This window comes from Paenibacillus sp. MAHUQ-45, assembly GCF_058133325.1.
Genome location: NZ_JBYUPV010000003.1, coordinates 731,524 through 757,890, shown reverse-complemented (window position 1 = coordinate 757,890; position 26,367 = coordinate 731,524). Strand labels below are relative to the sequence as shown.

At 48.9% G+C, this 26,367-nt stretch carries 26 protein-coding genes; 18 read left to right on the top strand and 8 right to left on the bottom strand.

Annotated elements, in window-relative coordinates:
* Positions 1-247: 247 nt before the first annotated feature.
* The gene (locus AC3Y23_RS10860; RefSeq protein WP_379198534.1) at positions 248-1,078 is read right to left on the bottom strand and encodes an aminoglycoside adenylyltransferase domain-containing protein; all 831 of its coding nucleotides are present in this window, start codon (positions 1,076-1,078) and stop codon (positions 248-250) included.
* A 389-nt stretch (positions 1,079-1,467) separates the two neighbouring features.
* On the opposite strand from AC3Y23_RS10860, the gene AC3Y23_RS10855 reads away from it, so the two are divergent.
* Positions 1,468-2,091, top strand: a complete 624-nt coding sequence (locus AC3Y23_RS10855) for a TetR/AcrR family transcriptional regulator (RefSeq protein WP_379198532.1) — start codon at positions 1,468-1,470, stop codon at positions 2,089-2,091.
* 20 nt (positions 2,092-2,111) lie between these two features.
* The gene (locus tag AC3Y23_RS10850; RefSeq protein WP_379198530.1) at positions 2,112-3,602 is read left to right on the top strand and encodes a DHA2 family efflux MFS transporter permease subunit; all 1,491 of its coding nucleotides are present in this window, start codon (positions 2,112-2,114) and stop codon (positions 3,600-3,602) included.
* A gap of 156 nt (positions 3,603-3,758) precedes the next feature.
* Here the strand turns inward: AC3Y23_RS10850 and AC3Y23_RS10845 are convergent, their stop codons facing one another.
* The gene (locus AC3Y23_RS10845) at positions 3,759-4,652 is read right to left on the bottom strand and encodes a DMT family transporter (RefSeq protein ID WP_379198528.1); all 894 of its coding nucleotides are present in this window, start codon (positions 4,650-4,652) and stop codon (positions 3,759-3,761) included.
* Between the two features lie 126 nt (positions 4,653-4,778).
* Between AC3Y23_RS10845 and AC3Y23_RS10840 the strand changes: the two genes are divergently transcribed.
* The 5 genes from AC3Y23_RS10840 to AC3Y23_RS10820 are packed head-to-tail and all read left to right on the top strand — an operon-like array spanning position 4,779 to position 9,805.
* The gene (locus AC3Y23_RS10840; RefSeq protein WP_379198526.1) at positions 4,779-5,663 is read left to right on the top strand and encodes a LysR family transcriptional regulator; all 885 of its coding nucleotides are present in this window, start codon (positions 4,779-4,781) and stop codon (positions 5,661-5,663) included.
* A 15-nt stretch (positions 5,664-5,678) separates the two neighbouring features.
* A complete protein-coding gene (locus tag AC3Y23_RS10835; protein WP_379198524.1) occupies positions 5,679-6,746 on the top strand; it encodes a LacI family DNA-binding transcriptional regulator in 1,068 nt (355 codons plus the stop codon).
* Positions 6,747-6,765: 19 nt separating this feature from the next.
* Positions 6,766-7,926 (top strand): Gfo/Idh/MocA family protein, encoded by a 1,161-nt coding sequence (locus AC3Y23_RS10830; protein ID WP_379198522.1) that lies wholly within the window; start codon positions 6,766-6,768, stop codon positions 7,924-7,926.
* 26 nt (positions 7,927-7,952) lie between these two features.
* Positions 7,953-8,684 carry a ThuA domain-containing protein gene (locus AC3Y23_RS10825; RefSeq protein WP_379198520.1) on the top strand — a complete coding sequence of 244 codons (732 nt, stop codon included), beginning with the start codon at positions 7,953-7,955 and terminating at the stop codon, positions 8,682-8,684.
* Between the two features lie 17 nt (positions 8,685-8,701).
* Positions 8,702-9,805 carry a Gfo/Idh/MocA family protein gene (locus tag AC3Y23_RS10820; protein WP_379198518.1) on the top strand — a complete coding sequence of 368 codons (1,104 nt, stop codon included), beginning with the start codon at positions 8,702-8,704 and terminating at the stop codon, positions 9,803-9,805.
* 505 nt (positions 9,806-10,310) lie between these two features.
* Here the strand turns inward: AC3Y23_RS10820 and AC3Y23_RS10815 are convergent.
* Positions 10,311-11,201: a helix-turn-helix domain-containing protein gene (locus AC3Y23_RS10815; RefSeq protein ID WP_379198516.1), complete on the bottom strand. Its 891-nt coding sequence runs from the start codon at positions 11,199-11,201 to the stop codon at positions 10,311-10,313.
* 125 nt (positions 11,202-11,326) lie between these two features.
* Between AC3Y23_RS10815 and AC3Y23_RS10810 the strand changes: the two genes are divergently transcribed.
* From AC3Y23_RS10810 to AC3Y23_RS10795, 4 genes are all read left to right on the top strand, one after another.
* Complete coding sequence (locus AC3Y23_RS10810; RefSeq protein ID WP_379198514.1) at positions 11,327-12,214, top strand: sugar phosphate isomerase/epimerase family protein; 888 nt, start codon at positions 11,327-11,329, stop codon at positions 12,212-12,214.
* Positions 12,215-12,231: 17 nt separating this feature from the next.
* Entirely contained in the window at positions 12,232-13,272 is a 1,041-nt protein-coding gene (locus AC3Y23_RS10805; protein WP_379198512.1) for a Gfo/Idh/MocA family protein, read from the top strand.
* A gap of 156 nt (positions 13,273-13,428) precedes the next feature.
* Positions 13,429-13,983 carry a TetR/AcrR family transcriptional regulator gene (locus AC3Y23_RS10800; protein ID WP_483874848.1) on the top strand — a complete coding sequence of 185 codons (555 nt, stop codon included), beginning with the start codon at positions 13,429-13,431 and terminating at the stop codon, positions 13,981-13,983.
* Positions 13,983-14,351 (top strand): DMT family transporter, encoded by a 369-nt coding sequence (locus AC3Y23_RS10795; RefSeq protein WP_379198508.1) that lies wholly within the window; start codon positions 13,983-13,985, stop codon positions 14,349-14,351. The genes AC3Y23_RS10800 and AC3Y23_RS10795 overlap by 1 nt, the downstream gene beginning before the upstream one ends.
* Positions 14,352-14,502: 151 nt before the next feature.
* Here the strand turns inward: AC3Y23_RS10795 and AC3Y23_RS10790 are convergent, their stop codons facing one another.
* The 3 genes from AC3Y23_RS10790 to AC3Y23_RS10780 form a co-directional block, all read right to left on the bottom strand.
* Positions 14,503-15,138 (bottom strand): LysE family translocator, encoded by a 636-nt coding sequence (locus AC3Y23_RS10790; protein WP_379198506.1) that lies wholly within the window; start codon positions 15,136-15,138, stop codon positions 14,503-14,505.
* 18 nt (positions 15,139-15,156) lie between these two features.
* Positions 15,157-15,588 carry an Lrp/AsnC family transcriptional regulator gene (locus AC3Y23_RS10785; RefSeq protein ID WP_379198504.1) on the bottom strand — a complete coding sequence of 144 codons (432 nt, stop codon included), beginning with the start codon at positions 15,586-15,588 and terminating at the stop codon, positions 15,157-15,159.
* Positions 15,589-15,842: 254 nt separating this feature from the next.
* Complete coding sequence (locus AC3Y23_RS10780; protein ID WP_379198502.1) at positions 15,843-16,049, bottom strand: DUF1657 domain-containing protein; 207 nt, start codon at positions 16,047-16,049, stop codon at positions 15,843-15,845.
* A gap of 166 nt (positions 16,050-16,215) precedes the next feature.
* Here AC3Y23_RS10780 and AC3Y23_RS10775 point away from each other — a divergent pair, with 166 nt between their 5' ends.
* On the top strand, positions 16,216-17,076 hold the full coding sequence (locus tag AC3Y23_RS10775; protein WP_379198500.1) for a DUF421 domain-containing protein: 861 nt from the start codon (positions 16,216-16,218) through the stop codon (positions 17,074-17,076).
* A gap of 37 nt (positions 17,077-17,113) precedes the next feature.
* Here the strand turns inward: AC3Y23_RS10775 and AC3Y23_RS10770 are convergent, their stop codons facing one another.
* Both AC3Y23_RS10770 and AC3Y23_RS10765 read right to left on the bottom strand, forming a co-directional pair.
* Positions 17,114-18,235 (bottom strand): saccharopine dehydrogenase family protein, encoded by a 1,122-nt coding sequence (locus tag AC3Y23_RS10770; RefSeq protein ID WP_379198498.1) that lies wholly within the window; start codon positions 18,233-18,235, stop codon positions 17,114-17,116.
* Positions 18,235-18,972, bottom strand: coding sequence for a class I SAM-dependent methyltransferase (locus AC3Y23_RS10765; protein ID WP_379198496.1), 738 nt, complete (start codon positions 18,970-18,972; stop codon positions 18,235-18,237). The genes AC3Y23_RS10770 and AC3Y23_RS10765 overlap by 1 nt, the downstream gene beginning before the upstream one ends.
* 112 nt (positions 18,973-19,084) lie before the next feature.
* On the opposite strand from AC3Y23_RS10765, the gene AC3Y23_RS10760 reads away from it, so the two are divergent.
* The 6 genes from AC3Y23_RS10760 (at position 19,085) to AC3Y23_RS10735 (ending at position 26,366) form a co-directional block, all read left to right on the top strand.
* Positions 19,085-20,173 carry a LuxR C-terminal-related transcriptional regulator gene (locus AC3Y23_RS10760; RefSeq protein ID WP_379198494.1) on the top strand — a complete coding sequence of 363 codons (1,089 nt, stop codon included), beginning with the start codon at positions 19,085-19,087 and terminating at the stop codon, positions 20,171-20,173.
* Positions 20,174-20,367: 194 nt separating this feature from the next.
* Positions 20,368-21,360, top strand: coding sequence for an aldo/keto reductase (locus tag AC3Y23_RS10755; RefSeq protein WP_379198492.1), 993 nt, complete (start codon positions 20,368-20,370; stop codon positions 21,358-21,360).
* Positions 21,361-21,603: 243 nt separating this feature from the next.
* On the top strand, positions 21,604-23,037 hold the full coding sequence (locus AC3Y23_RS10750; protein ID WP_379198490.1) for a spore germination protein: 1,434 nt from the start codon (positions 21,604-21,606) through the stop codon (positions 23,035-23,037).
* Positions 23,034-24,188, top strand: coding sequence for a Ger(x)C family spore germination protein (locus AC3Y23_RS10745; protein WP_379198488.1), 1,155 nt, complete (start codon positions 23,034-23,036; stop codon positions 24,186-24,188). The genes AC3Y23_RS10750 and AC3Y23_RS10745 overlap by 4 nt, the downstream gene beginning before the upstream one ends.
* A gap of 22 nt (positions 24,189-24,210) precedes the next feature.
* Entirely contained in the window at positions 24,211-25,299 is a 1,089-nt protein-coding gene (locus AC3Y23_RS10740; protein ID WP_379198486.1) for a GerAB/ArcD/ProY family transporter, read from the top strand.
* A gap of 86 nt (positions 25,300-25,385) precedes the next feature.
* A complete protein-coding gene (locus AC3Y23_RS10735) occupies positions 25,386-26,366 on the top strand; it encodes an AAA family ATPase (RefSeq protein ID WP_379198484.1) in 981 nt (326 codons plus the stop codon).
* Position 26,367 lies beyond the last annotated feature (1 nt).

Below are 26,367 nucleotides of genomic sequence, written 5' to 3'. Positions count from 1 at the left end.
TTATATCGTTGTCTTTGTTCTCCCAAGTGAACACACCTCCACTGATTTCATTATCGGTCTGTCCGTTAACGGGTGTCCACTATTTATTCTAATTGCAAAATGTACCTTAATTCTACTAAAATGCCTGTCCAGCGTGCTTTTTCGAAAAATAAGATACAATAATGCCCTTAGTTCCCTCATTTACCTATATTGAAGAAAAATAAGATACAAAAATGCTGTTAGTTGGGGAGGAGGCCTCTCTTCAAGATTAAGACACAATCCACTCATCAAATATACGATTAGCTTCTAAGTGAATGTAACGAAGTAATGCCACAAGGTCAGTCAAGCGCTTTTCATTTGAATCATAGTAGCGTTGAGACAGCAGCCGTTTTATGTTAATCGCCTCATAGATCAGTTCATGCCACCGCTGTGGGATAATTGTAATTCCATAATAACCAGCCTCAACTTTACTCTTTATGTCATGCTCTTTTAATGTATATAGTTGCCGTAGCATACCAAGGGTACACCATTCAACAGTCTCATCAAGCTGTTTTGTAACACTCTCCGGGTCTGATGAATTATTCAAATTCAATGGATTCTCTAGTCGATTTATCCAGCCAGCCCAATAGGTATTTAAGTTTTCAATGACGTATGTGATTAAAGTTTTAATGTCTACTTCATAATTTAAGGATTGTGTCGATCCATAAACTCTGATGCCATGATTTTTGAGAATCCACCAAGTAATTGGATTAATATCAGAACCAAAGCCATTTGTATGCACTTGTTTATTATAGTAGGTCAATAAAGAACTAATTTCACATTGTGGTTTACCAAGTTCACTCCCCGGCAGATAAGCTCCCATAATATCAGTCTGTGGAAACATGTTTTCCAGCTCTTCGTGAGCTGCCGAGATGGACTGGATATCAGACATCGTTGGTGGCTCTCGAAGAATTGCTATGAAATCAATATCGCTAGAACCTTCAATAAAGTCTCCCAATGCAACCGAACCGTAGATATAAACTGAATCGATGTTGGAATTGTTCGTAACTAAAGAGCTGCATAGCGCATTCATAGATTTTTCGACTATTTGTGGTATCATAGTTAGCTCCTTTCAAAATAAGATCGATGTTGCACTATGAATTCTTTATCATAATTCAAATATCCTTTATGGTTACATATAACCAGATGGGGGTACCTAATCTTGACTATTGACAAGGACAGGGGTTCAGGAGTACATTAATGTTCGGTTAAACGGCGTTTAAAACAGTGATTACATGAAGAAAGGAGATTGTACTAATGAATTATTTATTACGTCTCCAGGGAAAGTATAACGTGTGATGAACAAGCTGTCGGACAGGAAGGAACAGATTACACTCGTTGCCTGATGTTGACTATTGACAATAACAGGTGTTTAGGAGTACATTAATGTTCGATTAAACAGTGTTTAAAACAATGATTAAATCATGAGAGGAGGTGGAAACGGTAGCGATGAACACACTGGACCAGGGCACAGACCATTCAGATAAAGATACTAAACAGACGATTTTGGATGCTACGGTGATGTTGATCAAAGAGGAAGGGTTCCAATGCGCGACTCTGCGTAAAATTGCTTCCAGGGCAGACACTAATCTTGCGTTGGTGAATTATTATTACGGTTCCAAGGAAAGTCTAATGAGTGATGCCGTTCGTGTATTGCTCTCAACGTTCGATGATGCCTTCCAGGCACTTGAAGATGCTTCCTTGCTGCCGGAGGAGCGGCTCAAGCAATTCTTAAGCCGGTATGTTGTGAATCTTCTCCGATATCCCGGATTGGCCAGACAGGTGCTGGAACAGGGACCCCAGATCATGTGCTCACCTACAGAATATGACCGTTATGCCAAGATCTTGAGGGTCAAGAAAATGCACAATACATTGAAGGAGATCACTCATGTAGAGGACGATGGCAGATTGCAACTAATGATGCTTCAGCTATATGGGGCTGTTGTGATTCCGGCGCTGATTACGAACTTTCCGGGCAAGAAGGAAAAGATCACACCGGTGTTTGACCTTCCGGCTCTCGATGAGCAGATCGATTGTCTGTTTGAGCATTATTTTAGTAAATATACTTTATAGAGAAAAGAGTGGAGAAAAGCATGTCAAATAGTGTGAATGGAAATACGGCAGGAGGACAGGCTTTCTCATTGAAAGCAATTATTCCTCCGTTGCTCGCGATTATCGTGGGTATGATTATGGTTATTCTGGATGGTACAGTCGTCAATGTCGCCGTCCCTAAACTTGTCGATTACTTCTCGACAGACCTCAAAACAGTGCAATGGGCCATTACAGGCTACACGCTAGCACTGGCTGCAGTTATTCCGCTGGCTGGCTGGATGACAGACCGTTTTGGCTCTAAGCAGGTCTTTCTGGCAACGGTAATCATGTTCGTCTTGGGTTCCGTACTGTGCTCCATTGCCCAAACCTCGGGCCAACTTGTTCTTTTCCGTGTAATCCAAGGTCTGGGCGGCGGGATGGTCGCTCCAATCGGGATGGCAATGGTCTTCAAATTGGCACCGCCGGAACGCAGAGGCTCCATTATGGGGATGCTCGGGATTCCGATGCTGCTTGCCCCAGCACTTGGACCGATTCTCTCCGGTTGGCTGGTGGAGTACGTAAGCTGGCACTGGATCTTCCTGATCAACCTGCCAATTGGTATCATAGCTGTCATTCTGGGCATTAAATACTTGCCGACTTCCGAGAAAACAGGCAGAACACACCTCGATCTGTTGGGCATGATCCTGGCGCCAATCGCCTTCTCCATGCTGGCTTACGGCGTTAACGAAGGCGGTAGCGGCAGTTGGTCGTCCACATCGACAATCGTAGGGTTGGCCGTTGGTGGCGTAGCACTGGTCTTGTTCGTTATCGTTGAGCTGCTGCATAAGCATCCGCTACTGGAACTGCGCGTTTTCCGTTCTTCCGACTTTACCCGCGGTATTATCCTGACTTGGGTAACACAAGCGGCACTATTCGGTACCATGCTGTTCGTTCCGCTCTATCTTCAGCAGATCCGCAATTTCACACCGCTTGAGACTGGCTTGATTCTGTTGCCACAGGCGCTGGCTGCCGGATTCGGTATGCCGATTGGCGGTCGTCTGTTCGATAAGATCGGTGCACGTCCGTTGGCTTTTGTCGGCCTGACGATTATCTCTGTTGCGCTATTCATGCTGTCGGGTATTACAATGGACACCGCGCTTCCACAGATTATGGTATACCTGTTCATGATGGGTCTGGGTATGGGCTTGACCATGATGCCACTGAACACGCATGTACTCAATTCCGCACCGCGTGAATGGGTTGGCCGTGTAACGCCGCTTACTGCAGCTGCACAACAAGTTGTTGTTTCCTTTGCTGTAGCAGGTATGACCGGCTACCTAACCAGTCAAATTACAACCCATATGGGTGAAATGGGCAAAGGCGGCAATCCGCTGGCGGCCTCAGTATTGGCTTTCAATGATGTCTTCTTCCTGGCCGGCTGTATCGCTGTGGCTGGTGTAGTCATCAGTATCATCCTGCGCAAGCCAAAGGTGGCAACCGCGAACCCTGGAGAGGGCGATAAGGCTGATGCGGCTATGATGATGGGGCACTAAGCCACTTAGCTCAGGAATGTGTAACGCATAACGCAGCCATAGTTGTGGCACAAAAAACCGCAAGTCTCCTTTCATGGAGGCTTGCGGTTTTCGCTATGTAGAAAATTTGAGGCGCGGGGACAAGCACGGCTGTCCTGCCCAATCATGACTGCGGCATTAACTGGCGCCGCGTTTCCCCTGTATCCAAGCCGGGGCGAAGGATGCTTTACCCAGCAGCTCAGAAGCAACAATACCGAGCAGAACGAGTGCCGCTCCGGCATACCCTTGGTGACTCAGCTTCTCTCCGACGAACCAGTAGCCGAACAAGGCGGCGAAGACTGGCTCTAACGAGAAAATGAGTCCGGTGCGTGCAGGAGAAGTGTACTTCTGTGCAACCGGCTGCAAAATGAAGCCGAAAGCACTGCACAGAATGCCCAGTGCCAAAATGGCGGTCCAGCCTGGCAAGGTAGAGGGCAGATGAGGCGTCTCGAACAGCAGGGAAAGCACCAGTGCGTAACCGCCAGCAAAGCCGAGCTGCAGGATACCGATGCTTAACGAGTCATGCTCTTTGACCGCTTTGCCGGTAACGATGATCTGTACTGCATAGAATACTGCCGACAGCGTACAGAGAAGATCACCGGGCCGTACGGTTAGCGAAGCATTCAGCGTTAGCAGACCGATTCCGCCGATGGCGAGCAGGGAGCCGAAGATTTGCGGGAATCCGACTTTATTTTTGAAGAACAGCACTTGAAGCAACGGAACGAAAATGACGGTTAACGCGACCAGGAACCCGGCATTGGAAGTAGTGGTTGTCTTGAGCCCGAACGTAATGCATGTGAACACGCCTAACAGCAGGAAGCCAAGCAAGGCGCCATATTTTAAGGTCTTAACATTAATCATGCGCAGACGCTTGTGGAAAATCGCGGCAGACAATATAAAAGCAAGTCCGAATCGGAGCGCAATCAGATTAAATTCGCCGAGGCTATCCAGCCCCATTTTCATAAACAGATAGGAGGAGCCCCAAAATACAGTTACAACCAATAGCAAGAGATCAGCCTTAAACGGCTTCATCAGTTCATCATCCTTTTAATCATCGAAGTGAGTATAGTATAATATGCCTGATTATATAAGTTAACTGAATGTTTATCATGTAATACATGAATAAATATCATACATATGAACGAGGGGGATACTGGCTTGAGTCTCAGTAAATACGAAGTGTTTTTAAAAGTAGTGGAGTTGGGTAGCCTCACCAAAGCAGCAGAAGTTCTTGGGTTCACCCAATCGGGTATCAGTCACACCATTAACAGTCTGGAGACAGAATTTGGCTTCTCGCTGCTGATCCGCAATCGTTCAGGTGTCAGACTCACTGTGAACGGGGAACAGGTGCTACAGCCAATCCGCGAGATTCTGAACTGGAATGAGCAATTGAAACAGAAGGTAACTCACATTCATGGACTGGAGACGGGAACGATCACCATCGGTACATTCACCAGCGTATCTGTCCATTGGCTGCCCGGGATGATCAAGCAGTTCCGTAGTCAGTATCCCTATATTGAGTTCAAGCTCATGGAGGGCGACTACCTGGAGATTGAACAATGGATCGAGGCAGGGGTGATCGATTGCGGCTTTATATCGCTACCTACGCGTGACAAGTTCGAAGTTTTTCCTTTGAAAAAAGATCGTATGCTTGCCATTGTTTCACAGGAGCATCCGATCAGCGGGGCACCTTACTTTCCCCTGTCGCAAATTGCGCATGAGGATTTCATTATTCCCAAGGCCGGCTCGGATTATGATGTTCGGCGGGTGCTGGAGAAGGCTGGCATTGAACCTAATGTTAAATTCTCGGCTGGGGATGATTATGCGATCATTGCCATGGTAGATAAAGGTCTTGGCATAAGTATTCTGCCGGAGCTGGTGTTGATGCGCCAAAATCATAACGTGGTGATGCTGGAACTCGAGGAGCCAAGCTTTCGATCGCTGGGAATCGCCGTTCATTCGATGAAACACGCTTCACCTGCAACGAAAAAGTTCGTTCGGCATGTGCAAGAATGGGTGGAGGTTCATGCAGAAAAGAATTGACGAAGTGAGCTTTGCATGAGAGAATGTACGCGTGTACATTTTGTAAAGGAGTTGATTCCTATCGCCAGCCGAAAAGAGGTGGCCGAGCTGGCCGGTGTATCTGAAGCTACCGTATCACGTGTGCTGAATGATGTCGGTCCGCTTAAGGAAGAGACGAAGCAGCGGGTGCTGGAAGCAGCCCAACAGCTGGGCTATACGCCAAACTCGCTAGCCCGAAGCTTTGCCCGTAAACGCAGCGGCAATCTGGGTGTGGTTATGCCATATTTGCCCAAGGCACGTCTGTTCTCTGCTTATTATTTTTCTGAGATTCTAAGCGGTATCGGGAACAAAGCACGGGATGAAGGTTATGATCTGCTGATGCTCTTTCGCAATTCAGACGGGACTATGGATTACAGCGAGCTATTTCGGATGCGCAAGGTGGATGCTTGTATTGTCCTTGGTGCCAAAGAAGAGAAGGAAGAGCTTGAAGCACTGCGCCGGTTGAAGGAAGATGGATATCCCTTCTGTCTTATTAACCAGCATTTTGAAGGAGAGAACTTCCCCGAGGTGGATGCAGATCATGTTCAGGGCAGTATGCTGGCTGTTCAGCATCTGCTTCAACAGGGCTTTACGCGGATTGCCTTTCTGAATGGGCCGCAGGTCTATTCGAACAGCCGCGATCGGATGGAAGGGTATTCCCGTGCACTACGCGAGGCCGGTTTATCCGTGCAGTCTTCCTTGCAGTTTGAGGGAAACTTTAGCCGCAGAAGCGGCATCCGTGCGGCAGCGGAAATTGCAGCCGTGCTGGGCGAGATTGATGCTGTGTTTGCAGCCAATGACCGAATGGCGATCGGTCTGCAGCAAGGGTTGTTCGAATTGGGAATTACTAGAGAAAACATGCCTGCTATTATCGGCTATGACGATTCCGATGCAGCTGAATTGACCACACCTGCCTTGAGCAGTGTGCGTGTGCCATTTTACCGGCTGGGCGAGCTGGCTGCAGCCCGTGTGCTGGATACGCCGGAGGACGGGGCTGCAGAAGACAAGCCGCTTCGGATCAAGCTTCCGACAGAGCTTGTTGTTCGTGCTTCAACCCTCATTTGAATTCCCTAGGAGGTATTAAATGAAACAACTGCGCGTTGGCATGATCGGGTATAAATTTATGGGCAAGGCTCACAGCAATGCCTACAAGACTCTTCCGATGTTTTTTCCTCAGGCGTTGAAGCCGGAAATGTCCGTGCTTTGCGGACGTAATGCCGAAGATTTGCAGGAAGCGGCCGCGCGGCTTGGATGGCAGGATAGCGTTACGGACTGGCGGGAACTGGTGACCCGAGAGGATATTGATCTGGTGGATATCAATGCACCAAGTAATGTCCATAAGGAAATTGCGCTGGCTGCGGCCAAAGCGGGCAAGCATCTGTTCTGCGAGAAGCCGCTGGCGTTGTCGCTTGCGGATTCCAGGGAAATGCTTCAGGCCGCAGAGGAGGCTGGCGTCCTCCATATGATAGGCTTCAATTACCGCTTTTCCCCAGCCGTACGGTTGGCTAAGAAGCTGGTGGAGAGTGGACGTCTCGGCAAGATTTATCACTTCCGGGCCTGGTTCCTGCAAGACTGGATTCTCGATCCGGAATTCCCGCTAGTCTGGAGGCTCCAGAAGGAAATTGCCGGGTCCGGTTCTCATGGTGATCTGGGGGCGCATCTCATTGATTTAGCACATTTCCTTGTAGGCGATATTAAGGAAGTGATCGGTATGAGTGAGACCTTCATCAAGGAGCGTCCGCTAGCTGCTGAAATGACAGGTCTTACTGCTAAGGGAAGCGCAGAAGGACCACGTGGTGAGGTTACGGTGGATGATGCTACGCTCTTTTTGGCCCGTTTTGCAAACGGTGCCATGGGCAGCTTCGAGGCTACGCGTTTTGCCGCGGGACACCGTTCTACCAATTCTTTTGAAATCAACGGAAGTCTTGGCAGTGTAAAGTTCGACTTTGAGCGCATGAATGAACTGGAGGTCTTTCTGACCTCAGATGACGAAGATGTGCAGGGCTTCCGCCGTGTGCTGGCCACTGATCCTGTTCATGAATATGCGGCGGCCTGGTGGCCAACCGGACATACCATCGGTTTTGAACATACATTTATTCATGAAGTGCTGGAATTGTCCAATGCCATTGAAGAAGGCCGTCTGCCGGAACCCAACTTCCGGGACGGTGTGAAATGTCAGGCAGTGCTTGAAGCCGTGGAACGTTCGATTGAAGAGCGTCGCTGGGTTAGCCTGTCCGAAATGTAGCTTACAGACCTGAGAGGAGATTTCTAATGAGCGCAAAAAAGGCATTGATCGTATGGGGCGGCTGGGATGGCCATGAACCGCAGCAGGTAAGCGAGGTATTCGCTGGTGTTCTGCGGGAGGCAGGCTTCGAAGTGGAAGTATCGGATACTCTGGAGGCGTTTGCAGACCGCGAGAAGCTGCTGGGCCTGGATCTGATTGTCCCAGTGTGGACGATGGGCGAGATCTCGCAGGAGCTTGTCGATAATGTATCTGCGGCCGTGCAGAGTGGTACTGGGCTGGCAGGCTGTCACGGTGGCATGTGTGATTCCTTCCGCACCAATGTGGACTGGCAGTTCATGACTGGCGGGCAATGGGTAGCTCATCCTGGCAATGACGGAGTGGAATATACAGTGAACATCCGTCATAGCTCCAGCCCGCTGGTGCAGGACATTCCAGATTTCAATGTTACATCTGAGCAATATTATTTGCATATTGATCCCGCTATCGAAGTTCTGGCGACTACCCGTTTCCCTGTAGCAGAAGGGCCTCACTCCGCTAACGGAGCGGTGGATATGCCAGTGGTCTGGACCAAGCGCTGGGGTGCAGGACGCGTGTACTACAATTCGCTTGGTCATCACGCTGATATCGTGGAGCTGCCACAGGTGAAGGAACTGATGAGAAGAGGACTGTTGTGGGCAGCTGAAGGAAAACAGGTTGGCGGACGAACCACAGCAGGTGCAGGGAATAGCTACAGCGGCATGGCGGACAGTCAACTATAATTCGGGAGAGAAGACCAATGGATAAAGTAAAAGTTGGCATTATCGGCTGCGGAAAAATCAGCGGCATCTATATGGAAAACTGCAACAAGTTTGAGATTTTGGAGCTAGTCGCATGTGCAGATATGGATCTTGAAAGAGCGCGGGAACAGGCACAGAAATACAATATCCCACGTGTGTATACAACAGAGGAGCTGCTTGCAGATCCCGAAATCGAGATTGTGATCAACCTCACGATCCCGGCTGCTCATGCTGAGATTTGTCTCCGGGCGCTGGAAGCCGGGAAGCATGTCTATGTAGAGAAGCCTCTTGCGGTTACGAGAGAAGAGGGGCGCAAAGTACTGGAAACGGCCAAGGCCAAAGGGCTGTTGGTGGGCAGTGCGCCAGAAACATTCTTCGGCTCGGGCATCCAGACTTCGCTGAAGCTAATAGAGGATGGAGTAATTGGCCGACCTATGGCAGCCACTTCGTTCATGATGTCGAGAGGTCATGAGAATTGGCATCCCGATCCGGAATTTTACTATGCGGCAGGTGGCGGACCAATGTTCGACATGGGGCCTTATTACCTGACAGCGCTGGTTCAACTGCTGGGGCCAATCTCTGCCGTAGCAGGGATGACAGGCAAGGCACTCGCGGAACGGACCATCACCAGTGAGAAAAAAGCCGGGCAGAAGATTCCGGTGGACATCCCGACTCATGTGGCAGGAACCTTACAATTCGCAGAGGGTGCCATTGCGACCCTTATCACCAGCTTCGATGTCTTCGGGGGCAGTGATCTGCCTCATATTGAAATATACGGGACTGAGGGAACGATTCAGGTTCCCGATCCAAATAACTTTGGCGGACCGGTAAAATTCCGGCGCACAGGTGAGAGTGAATGGAGCGAGCAGCCGCTGCTGCCAGGTTATGACCAGAATACACGTGGCATTGGTCCAGCCGATATGGCATATGCCATTCGCACCGGGCGACCTCACCGGGCTAGCGGAGAACTGGCCTATCATGTACTGGAAGCGATGTGGGCGTTCCACGACTCCTCTGATTCCCGCAGCTTCTATGCCATGGAGAGTACCTGCAGCCGTCCTGCAGCGCTTCCAGTTGGTTTGACGCCATATACACTGGATTAAATATTGATTCAGTCAATAAAAGAAGCCCGCCCCGTAGGAATGGTTACTCATCACTTCCATTCTTATGAGGGCGGGCTTTTTTTCTTAAGTTCAGCGCATAGAGGCGGCTTAACATAGAAGAATATGAGAACAACAGCGATCGCAAGTTTACACTTCACCAGAATAACTACCCGAGCCACGTTCGAATCTTAAGAGAGGCTTTGATAACAGGAAAATATCCCGTTAAATGTGTCCTTTCACCTTCCTTGTGATAAATAAAGGGAAATTCTCCAGTTATGAACCTCATATATCCCGTAATTCCCTAGAAAAGAGATAATCAACAGGATAATTTCCAGTTATTTTTAGAAAAGAAGGGATTTCACTGAAACTAACAGGAGGTTTTCCCGTTATTCGATTACCCTATAGAGTGAAATTGAGTCTATCAGGCGTGATCTCCAGATCGTATCGTATTTGCTGACATTCTCCCGCTAGATTGACCAATTTTCGTAAGATTTCGCAGTGTAAATCATGGAAATTTACGAACCCCTGACGGAGTCATGCCCTTGTACTGTTTGAACAGCTTCGTAAAATAATTGGGATTGTCACAGCCAACCTGTCCAGCGATTTCGGTAATAGTAAGATTGCTCTCCAGCAATAGACGCTCGGCCTCATTAACCCGGCACAGATTCACATAATCAATAAAGGTACGTCCGGTTAGCTTCTTGAACGTTTTGCAGAAATGATAAGGATTGAGATTGACGGTTTTGGCTGCCTGTTCAATAGTGATTTTTTCAGCGAAATGCTTCTCTACATGGGTTAGCAGCGGCTTGAATCGTTCCCGGTTGAATGAATGATGTTCTTTGGAACTGCCAACGAGCTGTTGAGGCAAAAAATGGCGTGACAGCAAGGTGAACAGCAGGTGGAGGTAATTCTTGATCGCCAGTTGATAAGCTGGCCCCTTGATCTGATCCTCTTCGATAATGGACTGAAGCAGTACAGATTGTGCGGCAAAGGACGGAATATACTCGGCAGGCCTTACCGGAAACTGATATCGGTTGCTCACATAAGGTTCAACGAATTGCTCATGCTGCGGGTCCTGCTTCCAGTCCTCGAAGAGCGACCCATGGAACACGATAGAGGTATAGCAAAGAGGCCCATCCTTGGTAGTGTAGCCGACATGCAGTCCCCCTGAGGGAACGAACAGGACCTCACCCGCCTGAACCTCATAAGGATGACTGTCCACATGAAAAATAGCGCTGCCACGCTGCATCACAATGATCTCGAAATGCTCATGCCAGTGTATGAAAAGAATGTTCTCACCCGCCTTTGCCTCCTGGCGATCGTTGATGAATAAGCGGAACGGGTACGTCTTTTGTTCCAGTTGCGGGTATTCTTTAAGCTCCTTCGGGTATGTCAACGACTTCAGCCTCCACCACAAGATTGAACTATAATAACACAATATAATCAGAGATTTAGGTGAAAATGACGGATATACTTGTGATATTGAATTTAATATAAACCAATATTGGAGTGGTACACAAGATGCAAGATACACTTAGAATCGGTACTTTGGTGGGCGGCGGCGATGCCGTGCGTGTGATTCCGCAAATCGTAGGACATGGCTTTGAATCCTTTAGCTTGACCTTTTGGCAAACAACAGGAGAGACAGACTTAGCGGAGACGGCCAAACGCGTGCGTGAACTGGCGGATCAACATAACTTTGTCATTTCTTCTGTCGGCATATTTGGCAATCCGCTCATCAACACTAACGGCAACGAAGATGCATTGGCAAGCTGGGAACGTCTAATCGACACAGCCCACTTGTTCGGTACGGATATGGTATCCGGTTTCACCGGTCGTTTACCAGGTCAATCCATCGATGACTCCCTGCCGAAGTTTGCAGAAGTCTTCGGTGAACTATCGAAGAAAGCAGCTGACCGTGGCCTGCGCATTGCCTTCGAGAATTGCTCCATGGGTGGCAATTGGCAATCCGGCGATTGGAACATCGCTCACAACCCACAGGCTTGGGAGAAAATGTTCAACGCCGTGCCTGCCGACAACCTGGGGTTGGAATGGGAACCCTGTCACCAAATGGTGGCCTTGATTGATCCAATCCCGCAGCTGCGCAAATGGACGGATAAAATATTCCATGTACACGGCAAGGACGCAACCATCGCCTGGGATATTGTCAAGGAATATGGTATTCATGGGTCCAAGGAGTATGTGTGGCACCGCACACCGGGCTTCGGAGATACGAACTGGGCGGATATTATCACTATCCTGCGCCAAGCGGGCTACAAAGGTACCATTGATATTGAAGGCTGGCATGATCCGGTCTACAAGGATGAGCTGGAGATGACCGGGCAAGTTCATGCCCTTAACTATCTTAAACATTGCCGCGGCGGAAGCTTCGTTCCGAATCCGACCTAATCAAAGGAGGCGCTAAAGTGACAGTATCATATCGCATCGCTGTAGCTGGCTGCGGAGGAATGGCGAATGCCTGGGTGGAATATGCACTTGGGCGGGAGGATGCGGAAATTGTTGCATTGGTTGATCTGTACCCCTCAGCTGCACAGGCGATGGCCGCGCGGTACAATCTAACCTGCCCAACGTTCACTGATCTGAAGCAAGCCATCAGCGAGACTGGCGCCACTCTAGTATTTGACGTTACGATTCCAGAAAGTCATTTCACGATTGCTCGCATCGCCCTGGAAATGGGGTGTCAGGTCTTCGGAGAGAAGCCACTGGCAAGCACAATGGCAGAGTGTAATGAGATTGTGGCCTTAACGGAACGGACAGGTATGACGCATGCTGTGATGCAGAACCGTCGCTTTGATCAGCGGATTCGTTCACTACGGAGCTTGATCGAACAGGGAACTATCGGCAGGACCGGCTATATCGGCGCAAGCTTTTTCTTGGCTCCCCATTTCGGTGGATTTCGTGATGCGATGGAAAGCCCATTGCTGCTGGACATGGCGATACATACCTTTGATCAGGCGAGGTACATCAGTGGAGCCAATCCGGTGACGGTTTACTGCCAGGAGTTTAATCCTCCGGGATCATGGTATGCTGGAAATGCTGCGGCCATATGCATTTTTGAAATGTCAGATGGTTCTGTGTTTAGTTATCAAGGTTCCTGGTGTGCAGAAGGTGCTCCAACCTCATGGGAAGCTTCTTGGCGGATCACCGGTGAGAAGGGGACTGCGATTTGGGACGGCAACGGTATGCCTTATGCGGAAGTGGTGTCAACTGGCGACCAGAGCGGAAAGTTTCTCTATGATTATGAAACTGTGCAAGGCCCGGAGATGGAAATGAAGAATACGTTCCACCCTGGCTGCCTCGATGAAATGTTCCTCTCGCTGAAAGAGCAACGTCCGGCAGAGACAGATTGCAGGGATAATCGTTACAGCATGGCCATGGTGTTCGGAGCGCTAGAGAGTGCTCGGACTGGGCAGAAGATTCATATTGCGGATCTGATGAACATTTAGAGGATAGTTATAAGGAATAGAAGAGCGCCAGCAAAGCGGCTACAACCGTATTTGCTGGCTTTTTTGCATATATTAATAAAAAAACTACCGATTAGCATTTTACTGTTGACCCACAAACCGTCCAGACGGTACACTAAATGTAAAGAGGTGATGCTTTTGACAGCTCATAATGCCAATTCCAAACGGGAAGCGATTCTGAATGCAGCCTCAACCATTGTTCAGCGGGACGGGATGGTTCAACTGACGCTAGATGCGGTAGCGAAGGAGGCAGGCGTCAGCAAGGGCGGACTATTGTATCATTTTGCTAGTAAAGATGCTCTGATTACCGGTATGGTGGATAAGTTCAATGAAGAGTACGGACAGAATGTCCAGCAAACAGCAGAGGCTGATCCTAATGCACAAGGCTCATGGAGTCGTGCATATGTGAGAACTGCCTTTAAGGACGTGGAGCGGGGCCTTGACAGGAGCTCAGCGCTATTTGCTGCCGCTTTTGCAAACCCCAAGCTGCTGGACGGAATGAGGGAGCAGTTCAAGGGCTGGCAGAACAACATTATCCATGATGGTATCGATCCCGTTCAAGCCACCATCATCAGACTAGCCGCCGACGGCATATGGTTTACGGAACTGTTCGGAATGGCCCAACTGGACGAGAAGCTGCGGGATCAAGTGTTTGAACAATTAATTTCATGGTCTGGAGGAAATAAAGAATAATGGGTTATTTGTATCTGGCTTTATCTATCATATTTGAGTTGTTCGGCACGTCGATGCTTAAGGCATCACAGGGATTCAGCAAGCCCTTGCCCGTTATCGGCGTGGTTGTAGGTTTTGTGGTGGCCTTTTTCTTCTTATCGCTGACGCTGAAGACGATTCCGTTGAATGCAGCCTACGCCATCTGGTCAGGGGTCGGATCGGTGGCTACTGTCATTATTTCGGTACTGATCTGGAAGGAGAAAATATCGACTGGCAGCCTCGTCGGCATCGCTCTGATCGTAATTGGTGTAGTCGTCCTGAATCTGTTTGGTCCAGGTCACGGGGATACAACAAATTCTGCACAGACCGAAGTGGTTTCTGCTAAATAACAAAGGAGGGTGTCCAAACAGCCAGTGGCTGATTGGGACACCCTCCTTTGTTTGAGTAAAAACTATATAAGATGAACAAAAGAAAGTAACGAAAATCGAGGAGGAACGAAGGGGGAAGTTTGGAACTGTAGGAGCGCAGCGCTCCCATTTGTCACCAGATTTCACCAAGAGATTGAATGAGAGCAATCACACCGAAAGATAACATCACCAATCCGGATAGTTTGTTGAACCAGTTCTGCTTCGAGCGTTTTGTCGTCATAGGGATCCTGAACAAAGCGGTGCTCCCTAGTAAAAAGACCCACCATAACACGGAACCCAGAAAGACACCGCCTATCAACAATGGCATATCGGAACTGCTACGTGACAACTGAACACCGGAAGCGCTAAAAACGCCGAGGAAAAAAATAATCGTCATAGGATTGGATAGCGTCAGCAGCAGCGTTACTATGTATGAATTGAATGAGCTTTTTGGATTATAAGGTTCTGTGCTACTTCCCGTATGGGGAGTAGTTCGTAGCGACTTTATGCCAAGATAACAAATAAATAGTCCGCCTAAGGCTTGTAGCACCGTTTTATAATCGACTAGAAAAGCAGTGAGGGTGGATAAGCCTAACCCGGCGATACAACCATAGACTGCATCTGCTGTGGCCGCTCCCAAACCGCAGAATAGACCGATTTTGAAACCTGAGCTTAAGGTCTCCTTGATACATAATATACTGATTGGACCTAAAGGAGCTGCAATAGAAACCCCTAACAGGATTCCTCTGACCAGCCACTCCCATGACATAAGGATGAACTCCTTTCGTTATTCTTCTTTTAGCGAGGATAATATAAAAATCGTATTGGATCTTACAACATCATGATTGGCCTTTAGCGTATGCGTGATAAACTCCTCCATTTCAGATAAATCCGCTAGCCCAACTTTCAGGAGGTAATCGTATTCTCCCGAGATATGGTGACACTCCAGAACTAACGGTGATTGAATAATATTCTCACGGAATTTTTGAGTTTCGGCCGAGCCGTGCAATTGTACAAAAATAAAAACGACGAAGTTTTGCCCTATTGCTTTACGATTTAATTTGACCGTGAATTGATCAATCACTCCGTTTTTTTCAAGTTTTCGGATTCTTTCAGTGATGGCAGGCACGGATAAATGAATGACTTTACTAATTTCGGAACTTGTCATGCGGCCGTTGCTCTTCAGCATTTCTAAGATCTGAAGGTCGATTTCGTCCATTGCTTTCACTCCTTTAGGTTAATTATACAAAAAACCGAAATAATGAAAATACGAGTGCCGAAATCAATAATATTTTTAAGCGTAGTCGTAATATTATTTAAAATAATTAAATTCAGATACTTTATGAGCGGATGATACTTAAAAAATTCAAGCATAAAAAAGTGACATCGATACGGAGAGTTCCGCACAAACCGAAGTGGTCTCCGCTAAATAAGAAAAGCCCTGCTCCTTTACTGGAGCAGGGCTTTTCTTATTTAGAAACCTTTATATTGCGGCTCTTCTTTTTCGAGGTCCTGAACTCGGCTCTCTACTTGCTGTACGATCTGCTGTGCTTGTGCTGCAGCGTTGGTGAACAGGGTTTTGGCATCCTGATTTTGAGTTTCAAGCGCGAACTGTTCCAAGCTGGCTTGAGCGCCTTTTAGAGAAGAGAGACATGTTTTTACCTGTGAAGCTACCGTCATTTGTAAGTTCCTCCTTCGGGTGATTAAAACTAATTAACGTTGAATATGATTCGCTCCGCTTTGCAGCATTATTCAGGGGAAAAAATCCCTGTTTTCTTCCGGTTCAATTAACAAATAATGAATCTGTTAAGCAACGAGGACACTTAAATCAAAGGAGGAGTTACAGTTGCCGTTATGGTTGGAGGTTATTGTGCGGACGTTATGCGCCGTGGTGATTCTTTTCTTTTTAACCAAATTGCTCGGGAAGAGACAGGTGTCTCAGCTCTCGTTATTCGAATACATTACGGGCATTACCATCGGGAGCTTGGCGGCCTATATTTCCCTTGATACCGAGACGACCTGGTATATTGGTCTGATTGCCCTTGCGGTCTGGGTGACCGTCTCGCTTGGCATTGAATTGTTGCAGATCAAGAGCAAGAAAGCAAGGGATTTCATCGACTTCAAATCCATGGTTGTTGTCAAGGATGGCAAGATTATGGAAGAGAATCTGAAGAAGGAGCGTTTGACTTCGGATGAATTGTTGGCGGAATTACGCAAGAAGGATGTGTTCAGACTCGCTGATGTCGAGTTTGCAATTATGGAATCCTCCGGCTCGATTAACGTCCTGCTGAAAAAGGAAAACCAGCCGTTAACGCCCAAGGATCTGGGAATTATCGTTCCCCAGGAGAAAGAACCGCTGGCAGTCATCATGGACGGGAAGGTTCTGGATGAACCGCTGGACAATCTGGGTCAGACTCGAGGCTGGCTGCAAGGTAAGCTGGAACTAATGGGATTGAAAACCGAAGATGTATTTTTGGGACAGGTGGATTCCTATGGTGATTTGACAGTGGACCTCTATGCCGACAAAATCAAGGTGCCGAAGGCGCAGGAGAAGCCGCAGCTCTACGCCACTCTCAAAAAAGCTGAAGCAGACATGGAGATGTTCAGTCTGTCCACACAGAACAAGGAAGCCAAACAGATGTACGAGGACGCCTCCAAGCAGCTGCTGGAGATGGTGCAGACTTTAAAGCCTTATCTTCAGGGCTAAAGAAGCGTCGCTCGTCAGTATCCGGTATTAATTTACGTTATTGGGGCACCTCACGGGTCCAGCAGGTAATCTCGTCAATGGTATAGGATTGCCCAGTCCCAGTGGTATCTGCCAGCCTCAGTGAAAGACGATCTCTGGCAAGAGTGATGGTGAATAACTCTTCGATATGAAAAACACCAGGAGGCAATGCTGCGCTATAAATCGCTCCCGCCACGGAAGCGGCTACCCGGGCCGTGATCTGGGCTTCATTTTCCCCTTGAAGTCCATATTCCGTTGTATAGGGGAGACCATTCTTCGTGCCATAGGCATCCACCTTGATGGCAAATTGATCACTACCGTAGCGGAGTTTGCCAAAAGACCATACTGCCGCTTTTCGCATTCGTTCGCTGCGGAGCATTTTGCTCAGCCCGAATTTCTGCAGCCACGCTACGGAAGCAGTAACGATCCGGGAATCAAAGCACAGACGAGTGGAGATGGAAGGGATGCCGAGTGTCCGGGGCAAGGTCTGCTGATCGGAAAAAGGAAAGCGGTAGGCTATACGACGTCCCAATCCCTCACCAAGATCACTTATCTTGCCGCCTGTGAAGCTGGTCACTGCAACCTTGCTTCCGTTCTCCACAATATCGAAGTCTGCCCGCAGATTGTTCAAGGTCCATTCAATGGCTGCTTTTCCATGGCTGTCACCAAGGCCCAGCATAATGGTGATGTCCGCGCGGTCTGTATGGTCCATAGCTTCACTGGCTTGACGAGCCAGCATGTTAGTTAAACCGGGGGCTAGTCCGATACTTAATACAGCCGTTCCAGGGAGCGGTTTGGAGGGAGATGTCAGATTTTCAAGGCAGGTAAGAAAAGCGCCGTTAGCCGATACATCCACATAATACACTCCGTTTTGCAAGCATGCTTCGGCAAAAGCAGTATCTTGTTGATCCATACACATTATTACTATTTTTGTCCGTTTAAGCAGCTCTGGGTCCGCTTTTTCTACGAGGTCCAGGCGCAGTGGTTTAACCTTGCCATCAGTAGTCATGCAGAATTGCTTTGCACGTTCCAGACTACGACCTGCCGCATAGACATGCCCAGGATAGTATTCGCTGAGCAGGGAGCAGATTTGTGAGCCAACATGACCGTAACCACCGATGACGATAATATCCTTGTTCATCAGGCATTCTCCTCATCTTTTTTGAAGGCAAACCATGCTTCAACCAGATATGAGCTGAAATAACGTGAAATAGTATTGAATCCGGCTTCCTCCAGAAGCAGTTCAACCTCTTTGGATGGAAGCGGGTGAGAGGTAACTCCGAAGGAATCCGCAAATTGCTGCCACTCCGTGTTGCTGATGCCTTGGTCCAGCATATGGCTTTGCCAAGCTCTCATCATATGGGTCCATGCCTCGGAACTGGCTTCTCCGTTAATGGATGACAGGAAGAAGGGGGCCCCAGGCTTCAGCTGATTGGCAATCTGCGCGAGCATTTGCTTTTTCTGTTCCCGCTCCTTTACAAAATGAAGCACCAACATACAGGTTGCAGCATCATATGGCTCTTGGTGTGGAAAACCTTCCAGTCCGGTTTGCAGCAAGGTGGTCTGCTGCTCAAAGCCGGCCTCCCTGATCCGCCGAGAAGCTATTTCCAGCATGCGGCTGGAAGGATCGATACCAGTAAAATGCCAATTTTTATGTTTGGCACCTATTGTAACGATCTCCTGACCGCCACCTGCACCGACAACCAGCACTTTCGCTGAAGTGTGGTTCCCCAATCTTACGGCTAGCAGCCGTTCTAACAGCTCGTACATCATGTGATAACCGGGTATCTTTAAGGCAATGGTCTCTTCGTATCTATTAACATTGGGGTGCTCCCAATTTCTGCTTCCGTTGTCTTCTTTCGAGTCTTGCTTCTTCATATACAACCTCTCCTGACTTGATGATATGATGCGCTGCTTTATAATTAGTAATTATCAGCGTGAAGTCAGAATGAGACCATCCCACATTTGTGGGATTCAGAAGGAGAAGGGCATGTTACAGAGTCTGGAAGCATTCAAGAAAGAGCTGGAGCGCCTGGAGCGAAGAGCGACATCATCGCATGAATACAGGGAGGCGATGATTAGCAAGCTGAAGGACTGGATACCTTTTGATGCCGCATGCTGTACAACGGTTGATCCGTACACACTCTTGTCCACTGGAGCCATTGCAGGGGAAGGCATTGATGCTATTCATGCCCGGCTGTTTGAATATGAATATTTGCATGAAGATTTCAACAAATATGATGATTTGGTCCAGCGGTCGGTCCCAGTGGCAACGCTTAGCGGAGCTACGGAGGGAGAGCTGGAGCGAAGCGGGCGTTATCTTGCTGTGTTAAAGCCCGCAGGGCTCGGAGATGAAATCCGTGCAGTCCTGCTGAGCGGAGGGGCGTGCTGGGGATACCTGACATTGTTCAGGTCAGTGGAAAGGCCTGTCTTCCAGGCAGAGGAGGAAGACTTTCTGGCGGCTGTCGCGTCTTGGATAGCCCGAACTCTGCGGGGGTATGCATTAAGCACGCCGCCGGAGGATATTCAAGGGCTGCAGGAGGATATCGGCATCATGGTGCTGTCCCATGAGCTGATCCCGCTCGCGACTAATGGCCAAGCCAGAAAATGGCTGTCCATGCTAGGGAAGTGGGAACAGCTTGGGGCGGAGGCACTGCCAAGTCCGGTGCGGGCAGTCTGTTCGCGCTTGCTTGCGGAACAGACTGCTCCTGAGGACAATCAGCCCTCGAAGGCCAAGATCTGTCTACGGTTGCCAGCGGGTCATTATTTGGTTATTGCCGCCAGCAGAATGGAGGAGACATCCGGCCAGATTCAGCTGGCCGTTACCTTTGAGCCAGCCCGAACCGCCGACATTCTGCCGCTAATTGCTGAGTCGTATGGATTGTCGTCTAGGGAGAAAGAAATTGTAGAGCAGATCGCCATGGGGCAATCCACCAAGGAATTAGCCCGCAAGCTGCATATCTCTGCTTACACCGTTCAGGATCATCTCAAGTCGATTTTCATCAAGACGGGTGTTACGAGCCGTAGAGAGCTAATCTGGCGTTTGTTCTCTCGTTACAATAGTGACAAGCAAGCTTAAAACACTAGTCCCGGATAAATCGGCTCTTCCCGGATTGGCGTTTGCATAGGGTGATATTATTTGACCGTGAATACTACCAAGGCAAGGGTCTCTATGTTGTACGGAAGCTTGTTGTATTTTTATTTCCTCATTGTGGGAGCTATACTAGTAACGTAAGTGTTCGTCATAACTTCTGGTTGAGAGGATGATGTTCAATGGATTATGCAAAGCTGGGTTCGACAGGTCTTGAGGTTTCGCGTATTTGCCTGGGCTGCATGAGCTACGGGATACCCGAGCGCGGGAACCATGCCTGGACACTGGGGGAAGAAGAGAGCCGGCCGTTCATCCGCCGGGCGCTTGAGCTGGGCATTAACTTTTTTGATACGGCCAATGTGTACTCCGATGGGACAAGCGAAGAGATCGTCGGGCGGGCACTGAAGGATTTTGCGGCCCGTGATGATGTGGTCATCGCAACAAAGGTTCATGGCCGGATGCGACCAGGTCCCAACGGTGGCGGACTTTCGCGTAAAGTTATTATGAGTGAAATCGACCATAGCCTGAAGCGGCTGGGTACGGATTATGTTGACCTGTATCAGATTCACCGCTGGGACAGCGAAACGCCTATTGAAGAGACCATGGAGGCGCTCCATGATGTGGTCAAAGCAGGTAAAGCCCGCTATATCGGTGCTTCCTCCATGTATGCCTGGCAGTTTCTTAAAGCGCTGCATGTAGCGGAAATTCACGGCTGGACTCGCTTTGTCTCCATGCAGAATTATCTCAATCTGTTGTACCGTGAAGAAGAACGGGAAATGCTGCCACTCTGTGAAGCTGAGGGTATTGGTGTGATCCCGTGGAGTCCGCTAGCCCGCGGCCGGCTGACACGGGACTGGGAAGAGTCGAGCGCGCGTTCCCTGACCGATGAGTTTGGGAAGCAATTATACGCCAAGACTGACGAAGCCGATCACCGCGTGGCCGCACAGGTGAAGGAGATTGCCGAAGAGCGCGGCATTCCGCGCGCGCAAGTGGCCTTAGCCTGGGTGCTGCAGAAGAAACCGGTCACGGCGCCGATCATCGGCGCAACCAAGATGCAGCATCTGGAGGATGCGGTGGCAGCCGTTGATATCACGCTGACCCCGGATGAAGTAGAGCGGCTGGAATCAGCCTATGTGCCGCACGAAGTCAGCGGCGGACTCGGGCGCGCTTTTTAACAGAGCCTTTACCACAGCTACAAGTTACACATAAACATAAAGTCAGTTCCCGGACTGAACTACCCCTCCATTGTTAGTCGTGTCTAACAAATAGGGGGAGTTCTAACAAGTGGGGCTGGCTTTTTTGCATATCAACTTAATCCGTCCCATTGCCTCGTATCGTATAACTTATTGTTAAATTGGCAAACTAAAGCAGATTTCCATCTTAACTTATGACCGGAGGCGAAGACCTTGGATGCTCAGATGCTCGATACTATCAAGCAGCAATTGACCGGATGTAGCGACATCGTTTATCAGGTCTTCCAAGTACATGGACACACCTGTACGCTAATTTACATTCCTTCTATTATTGATCCTCGGAGTCTTCAGGTAGGCATTAGCGACGTATTAAAAAGAGAGAGCAACTCCGAACTGGATTGGCCGCAATTTCTCGAACGGCTGGAACGCGGGTCGGCGTTCTCCATCCCTAGCTTGAAATGCTTTGATATCACCGCAGCAGCAGATCTGGTCGTCATGGGAAATGTGGTGCTGGGGATGGAGGGCTTTCCGTTCCTTTACTATTTTGATATCACCAAATATCAGAAGCGATCAGTCAGCGAATCACAGAATGAACTGGTGGTTATCGGTCCCCAGGAAGCCTTCATTGAGGATATAGAGACGAATTTATCGCTGCTGCGTCATAAAATCAAGCATCCTGACCTGAAAATGAAACATTATAGCATCGGTAAATATACGAAGACTGACGTCTACGTACTGTACATAGAAGGGCTCTATAAACCAGAGATTCTGGAGGAGATTGACCGTAAGCTACAGGACTTGTCCATCGATGGCATCCTGGGCATCAGCTATTTGGCAGAGCATATCACCTATGATGTGTTGACACCATTTCCGCTGTTTCAGTATACAGAACGCCCGGATTCTGTGGCGGCCTCGCTCATGGAGGGCCGAATCGGCTTGCTGCAGGATGGTACACCCTCTGCGCTGCTAGCCCCGGTAACTCTTTTTTCTCTGCTGCAATCTTCCGAGGATTATTATCAGAGCTATTTCGCGGGCAGCTGGATTCGGATAGTACGATTCGTATTCTCCATTATCGCTTTGCTGCTTCCTTCACTGTATGTCGCCATCACCACCTTTCACGCCCAGATTATTCCTTCCAATTTGCTACTTACCATTGCAGCAGCTAGGGAGAATATTCCTTTCTCCGCATTGACAGAAGCCCTGCTGATGGAGCTGACCTTTGAGGCGTTGCGAGAAGCGGGGACACGTATTCCGAAGCCTGTCGGGCAGACCATATCAATTATTGGGGCGATCGTTATTGGACAGGCGGCGGTGATGGCAGGGATTGTGTCGGCTCCGATGGTCATTGTTGTATCGATCACAGGCATTGCTTCCTACATTATTCCGCATCTGGAGCTTGGATTAACGTTCCGGCTCCTGCGCTTTCCGCTGCTGATTCTCGGGGGCACCATGGGCTTGATTGGTGTATTCACGGCTACCTTCGTGATCTACGGACACCTTGCTAATCTTCGTTCCTTTGGGTCGCCATATATGCAGCCGATTGCGCCCTTTGTCTATCAGGACTGGAAGGATACGTTACTGCGGGTACCTTCAACCTATATGAACAAGCGCAGCGATGCCTTTACGAAGCGGGATCAAAGGAGACAGCGGAAAAAATGAATATGCTGAAGCTGGGGATCACCCTAATGCTAATGCTGAATTTGACGGGCTGCTGGTCGAAGGTGGAACTGAATGAATTAAGCTTCGTCTACGCCGTATACCTTGATGTGGGCAATAAGCCAAATACGGTCGAGTTGTCGATCAGTTCACCCTTGACCAACCGTTTAATGAATGGACAGCAGTCGGGCGGCGGCGCTGGCAGCGGCAGCAGCAAGACTTATGCGAAAGTCACCAAAACGGCGGAGACGGTCACTGACGCACTGATGCTGATTCAGAAGGATTTGACGAGAAATATCAGCCTGGCGAAGATCAAAGCGATAGTGGTTGGTAAGGAATATGCCAGCACCCGGATGGCCGAACTCTTGGAATGGATAAGAAGAGAACCAAGCTTACCGCTGGGCACCTACATTTTCGCCGCACCGGGAAGGGCGCAGATGATTTCAAAACTTACACCAACCTTCGAGACACTTCCGGGCGAGGTCCTGATGAAGTTCGGTCAAAGCAACTATGTACTGGGCACCACAGCCAAGCAGTGTCTGATTGCGGAGGCCAGTGGAATGGGCTATGCCATCAACTACCTGTCCTTTGGAAACAATCCGGATAATACGGTTCCAGCTATGCCTGAATATTGGGTAGGGATGCAGGGAGCAATGCTTTTTCAAAAGGATAAAATGAGAGGCATGGTTGGCCTGCAGGACGCCAGGTCATTGGCTTGGGCACTGGGGCATCCCCATGATCCGGTGATGACTGTAACCTGGGATGAGGGGAAAAGCAAGGTGAGTGCCGTGTTCTTCACTTCTAAAGGGTCCAGAACCATACGTATGACGGAGAGAGGGCCTGTGTTCTATGTCACGCTCAAAGGGCGGGCCAGCCTGGTCTACAAGAAGGACATCGAGAGGCGAAGCAAGACCGTGTTCAGTCGCATCGTAATAGAAGCGTTGGAAAAGAAGGCTGTTCAAGATTTGAACGAAGCGCTGAAAAAGACAAAGGCAGCTGGCGCGGATGTGCTGGAACTTGGCCTGCTCATGGAGTGGAACTATCCAAAGGAATGGCGGAAGATACGTGATCGTTGGGAAGATTACTATAAGAATCATGCCGAAATCCGAGTGAAGGCGAACTTCCAGATTGGAGATTATGGCACCGAAGTATGATTCAATGTGAAAGGAGTACGCCATGCGCACAACTAAATGGCAGCTTACCCGGTTCGCGTTTATTTATATGAATTCACAAGCGTCCATTTTCCTCGTGCCGACGCTGATTTCAAGTCCCACCTATCAATCATGGATGGCGGTAATGGGCGGCACATTGCTTAGCATTGGGATGATGTTCTGTGCGGTTTATGTAGGGCGGCTGAAGCCGGGACAGGCCTGGGTGGATTTCGGGGGCAGTATTGTCGGCAAATGGGTTCATAAGATTGTCATTGTGCTGCTGTTGTGCTGGTGTATCTACTATGTGTCTTTGGATCTGGAGAATTTCGTATTGTTCTTCGGCTCCAATTACCTGCGTGGAACTCCTCCATGGTTTATTCAGCTACTCATAGGGCTGGTCATTATGTACACAGCGAAGCTTCGGTTCTCGAGCTTGATCTATATGACGGACGGGTTGTTTCTGCTAATAGTGTCGGCATCGCTCTTCACAGTGTTTTTGTTCGTACAGGAAGTGGACCTTAACATGCTGCCTGCGTTGATACATTATCATGACCCGATCATTGCCGCTAAGGATTCGTGGATTGTGACGTCTTGGGTCTCCGAGTGGGTCGTCTTTCTATTCATTGTGCCTGAACTCAAACTAGATAAGAATGTCTATAAAAAGCTGACGGTGGCCTCTCTGTTGGTTATGGTATCGATACTTATAGGGTGGTTGCTGACTCTACTGAGCCTAGGAGCCTATCTTGGTCCCCAAATTCAGTTTCCTTTTCTAGAGATGATCCGCAGTTCTACGCATGACAATATTATAGGAAATATTGACCCGCTTCTCATCGGAGTATGGTCTTCCTCACTGTTTATCCACAGTGCTTTTCTCATTTATGTTGCTGTTCGGTGCTTGTCAAATCTGACTAAAAACAAAGGGAAGAAATACATGGTGGAGGTTCTGACGCTGATTGCCTTAGTGATTGCCTATCTCTATTCGCAAAATGTGGCGAAATACAACCGGGACTATAACTCCGCGGTTGCCATCTGGATTTGGTTCGCAGTAGACTGCCTTCCGGTGTTTTATTTTATCGTTGCCCTTGTCCGTTTTCGAAAAAGACCGTTGAAATAGACATTATCTGGACATTTATAATGTATACGCTTTCTGGTATGATTATCCTATAGTAGATACCTTTAATCAGATAGGAAGTGTTATCCATGATAGATATCCTTGAAGGTAAGAGACTTATCAGTGATATTCGCCAGAATCTGGCCAAAGTTATCGTTGGGAAAATAGATGGAGTGGATCTGCTGCTGACCGCACTACTGGCTAATGGCCATGTGCTGCTTGAGGATGTGCCCGGAACAGGAAAAACTCTGCTAGCCAAGGCTCTGGCCAAGTCACTGGATTGCCAGTTCAAACGAATTCAGTTCACACCGGACCTTCTGCCCTCTGATTTGAGCGGCATTAATTACTATAATCAGAAGACCGGAGAATTTCAGTTCCGTCCCGGTCCTGTTTTCGCCAACATCTTGCTGGCTGATGAAATAAACCGTGCTACACCCCGGACACAATCCAGTCTGCTGGAATGTATGGAGGAGCGGCAAATCACGATCGATGGGGTTACGCACGAGCTGGGAGCACCGTTTCTTGTCATCGCAACTCAGAACCCTGTGGACAATCAAGGTACTTTTCCGCTGCCGGAAGCGCAGCTCGACCGCTTTCTGATGAGGATCAAAACTGGCTATCCTTCGCTTGAAGAAGGGGTACATATTCTCCAAAGGTTCCGGCTTGGCAACCCGCTTGAGAGCCTGACAGCGGTGGCATCGGGAGAGGAGATTCGTGCAGCACAGCAGCTGGCAGCTGAGATTAGTGTCAGCGACGATCTTCTCGCTTATATCGTCCGCATCACTGAAGCTACCCGCAGATCTACGGCGGTGAGGTTGGGGGCGAGTCCACGGGCCAGCGGTGCGTTATTAAGATCTGCTCAAGGGTATGCGCTTATTCAGGGGCGTTCCTTCGTAACACCGGATGATATCAAGGCCGTGGCAGTCCCGGTATTGGCACATCGCCTGCTTCTGCATCAAGGCATGAAGGCTCGAGAGGGGCAGGCGGCAGAAGTTGTAGAACAGGTTCTGCGCGAAGTGGAAGTGCCTGCTGAACCGCTGCTGGCAGCCAAAGGCGGAAGGGCGGACTAAG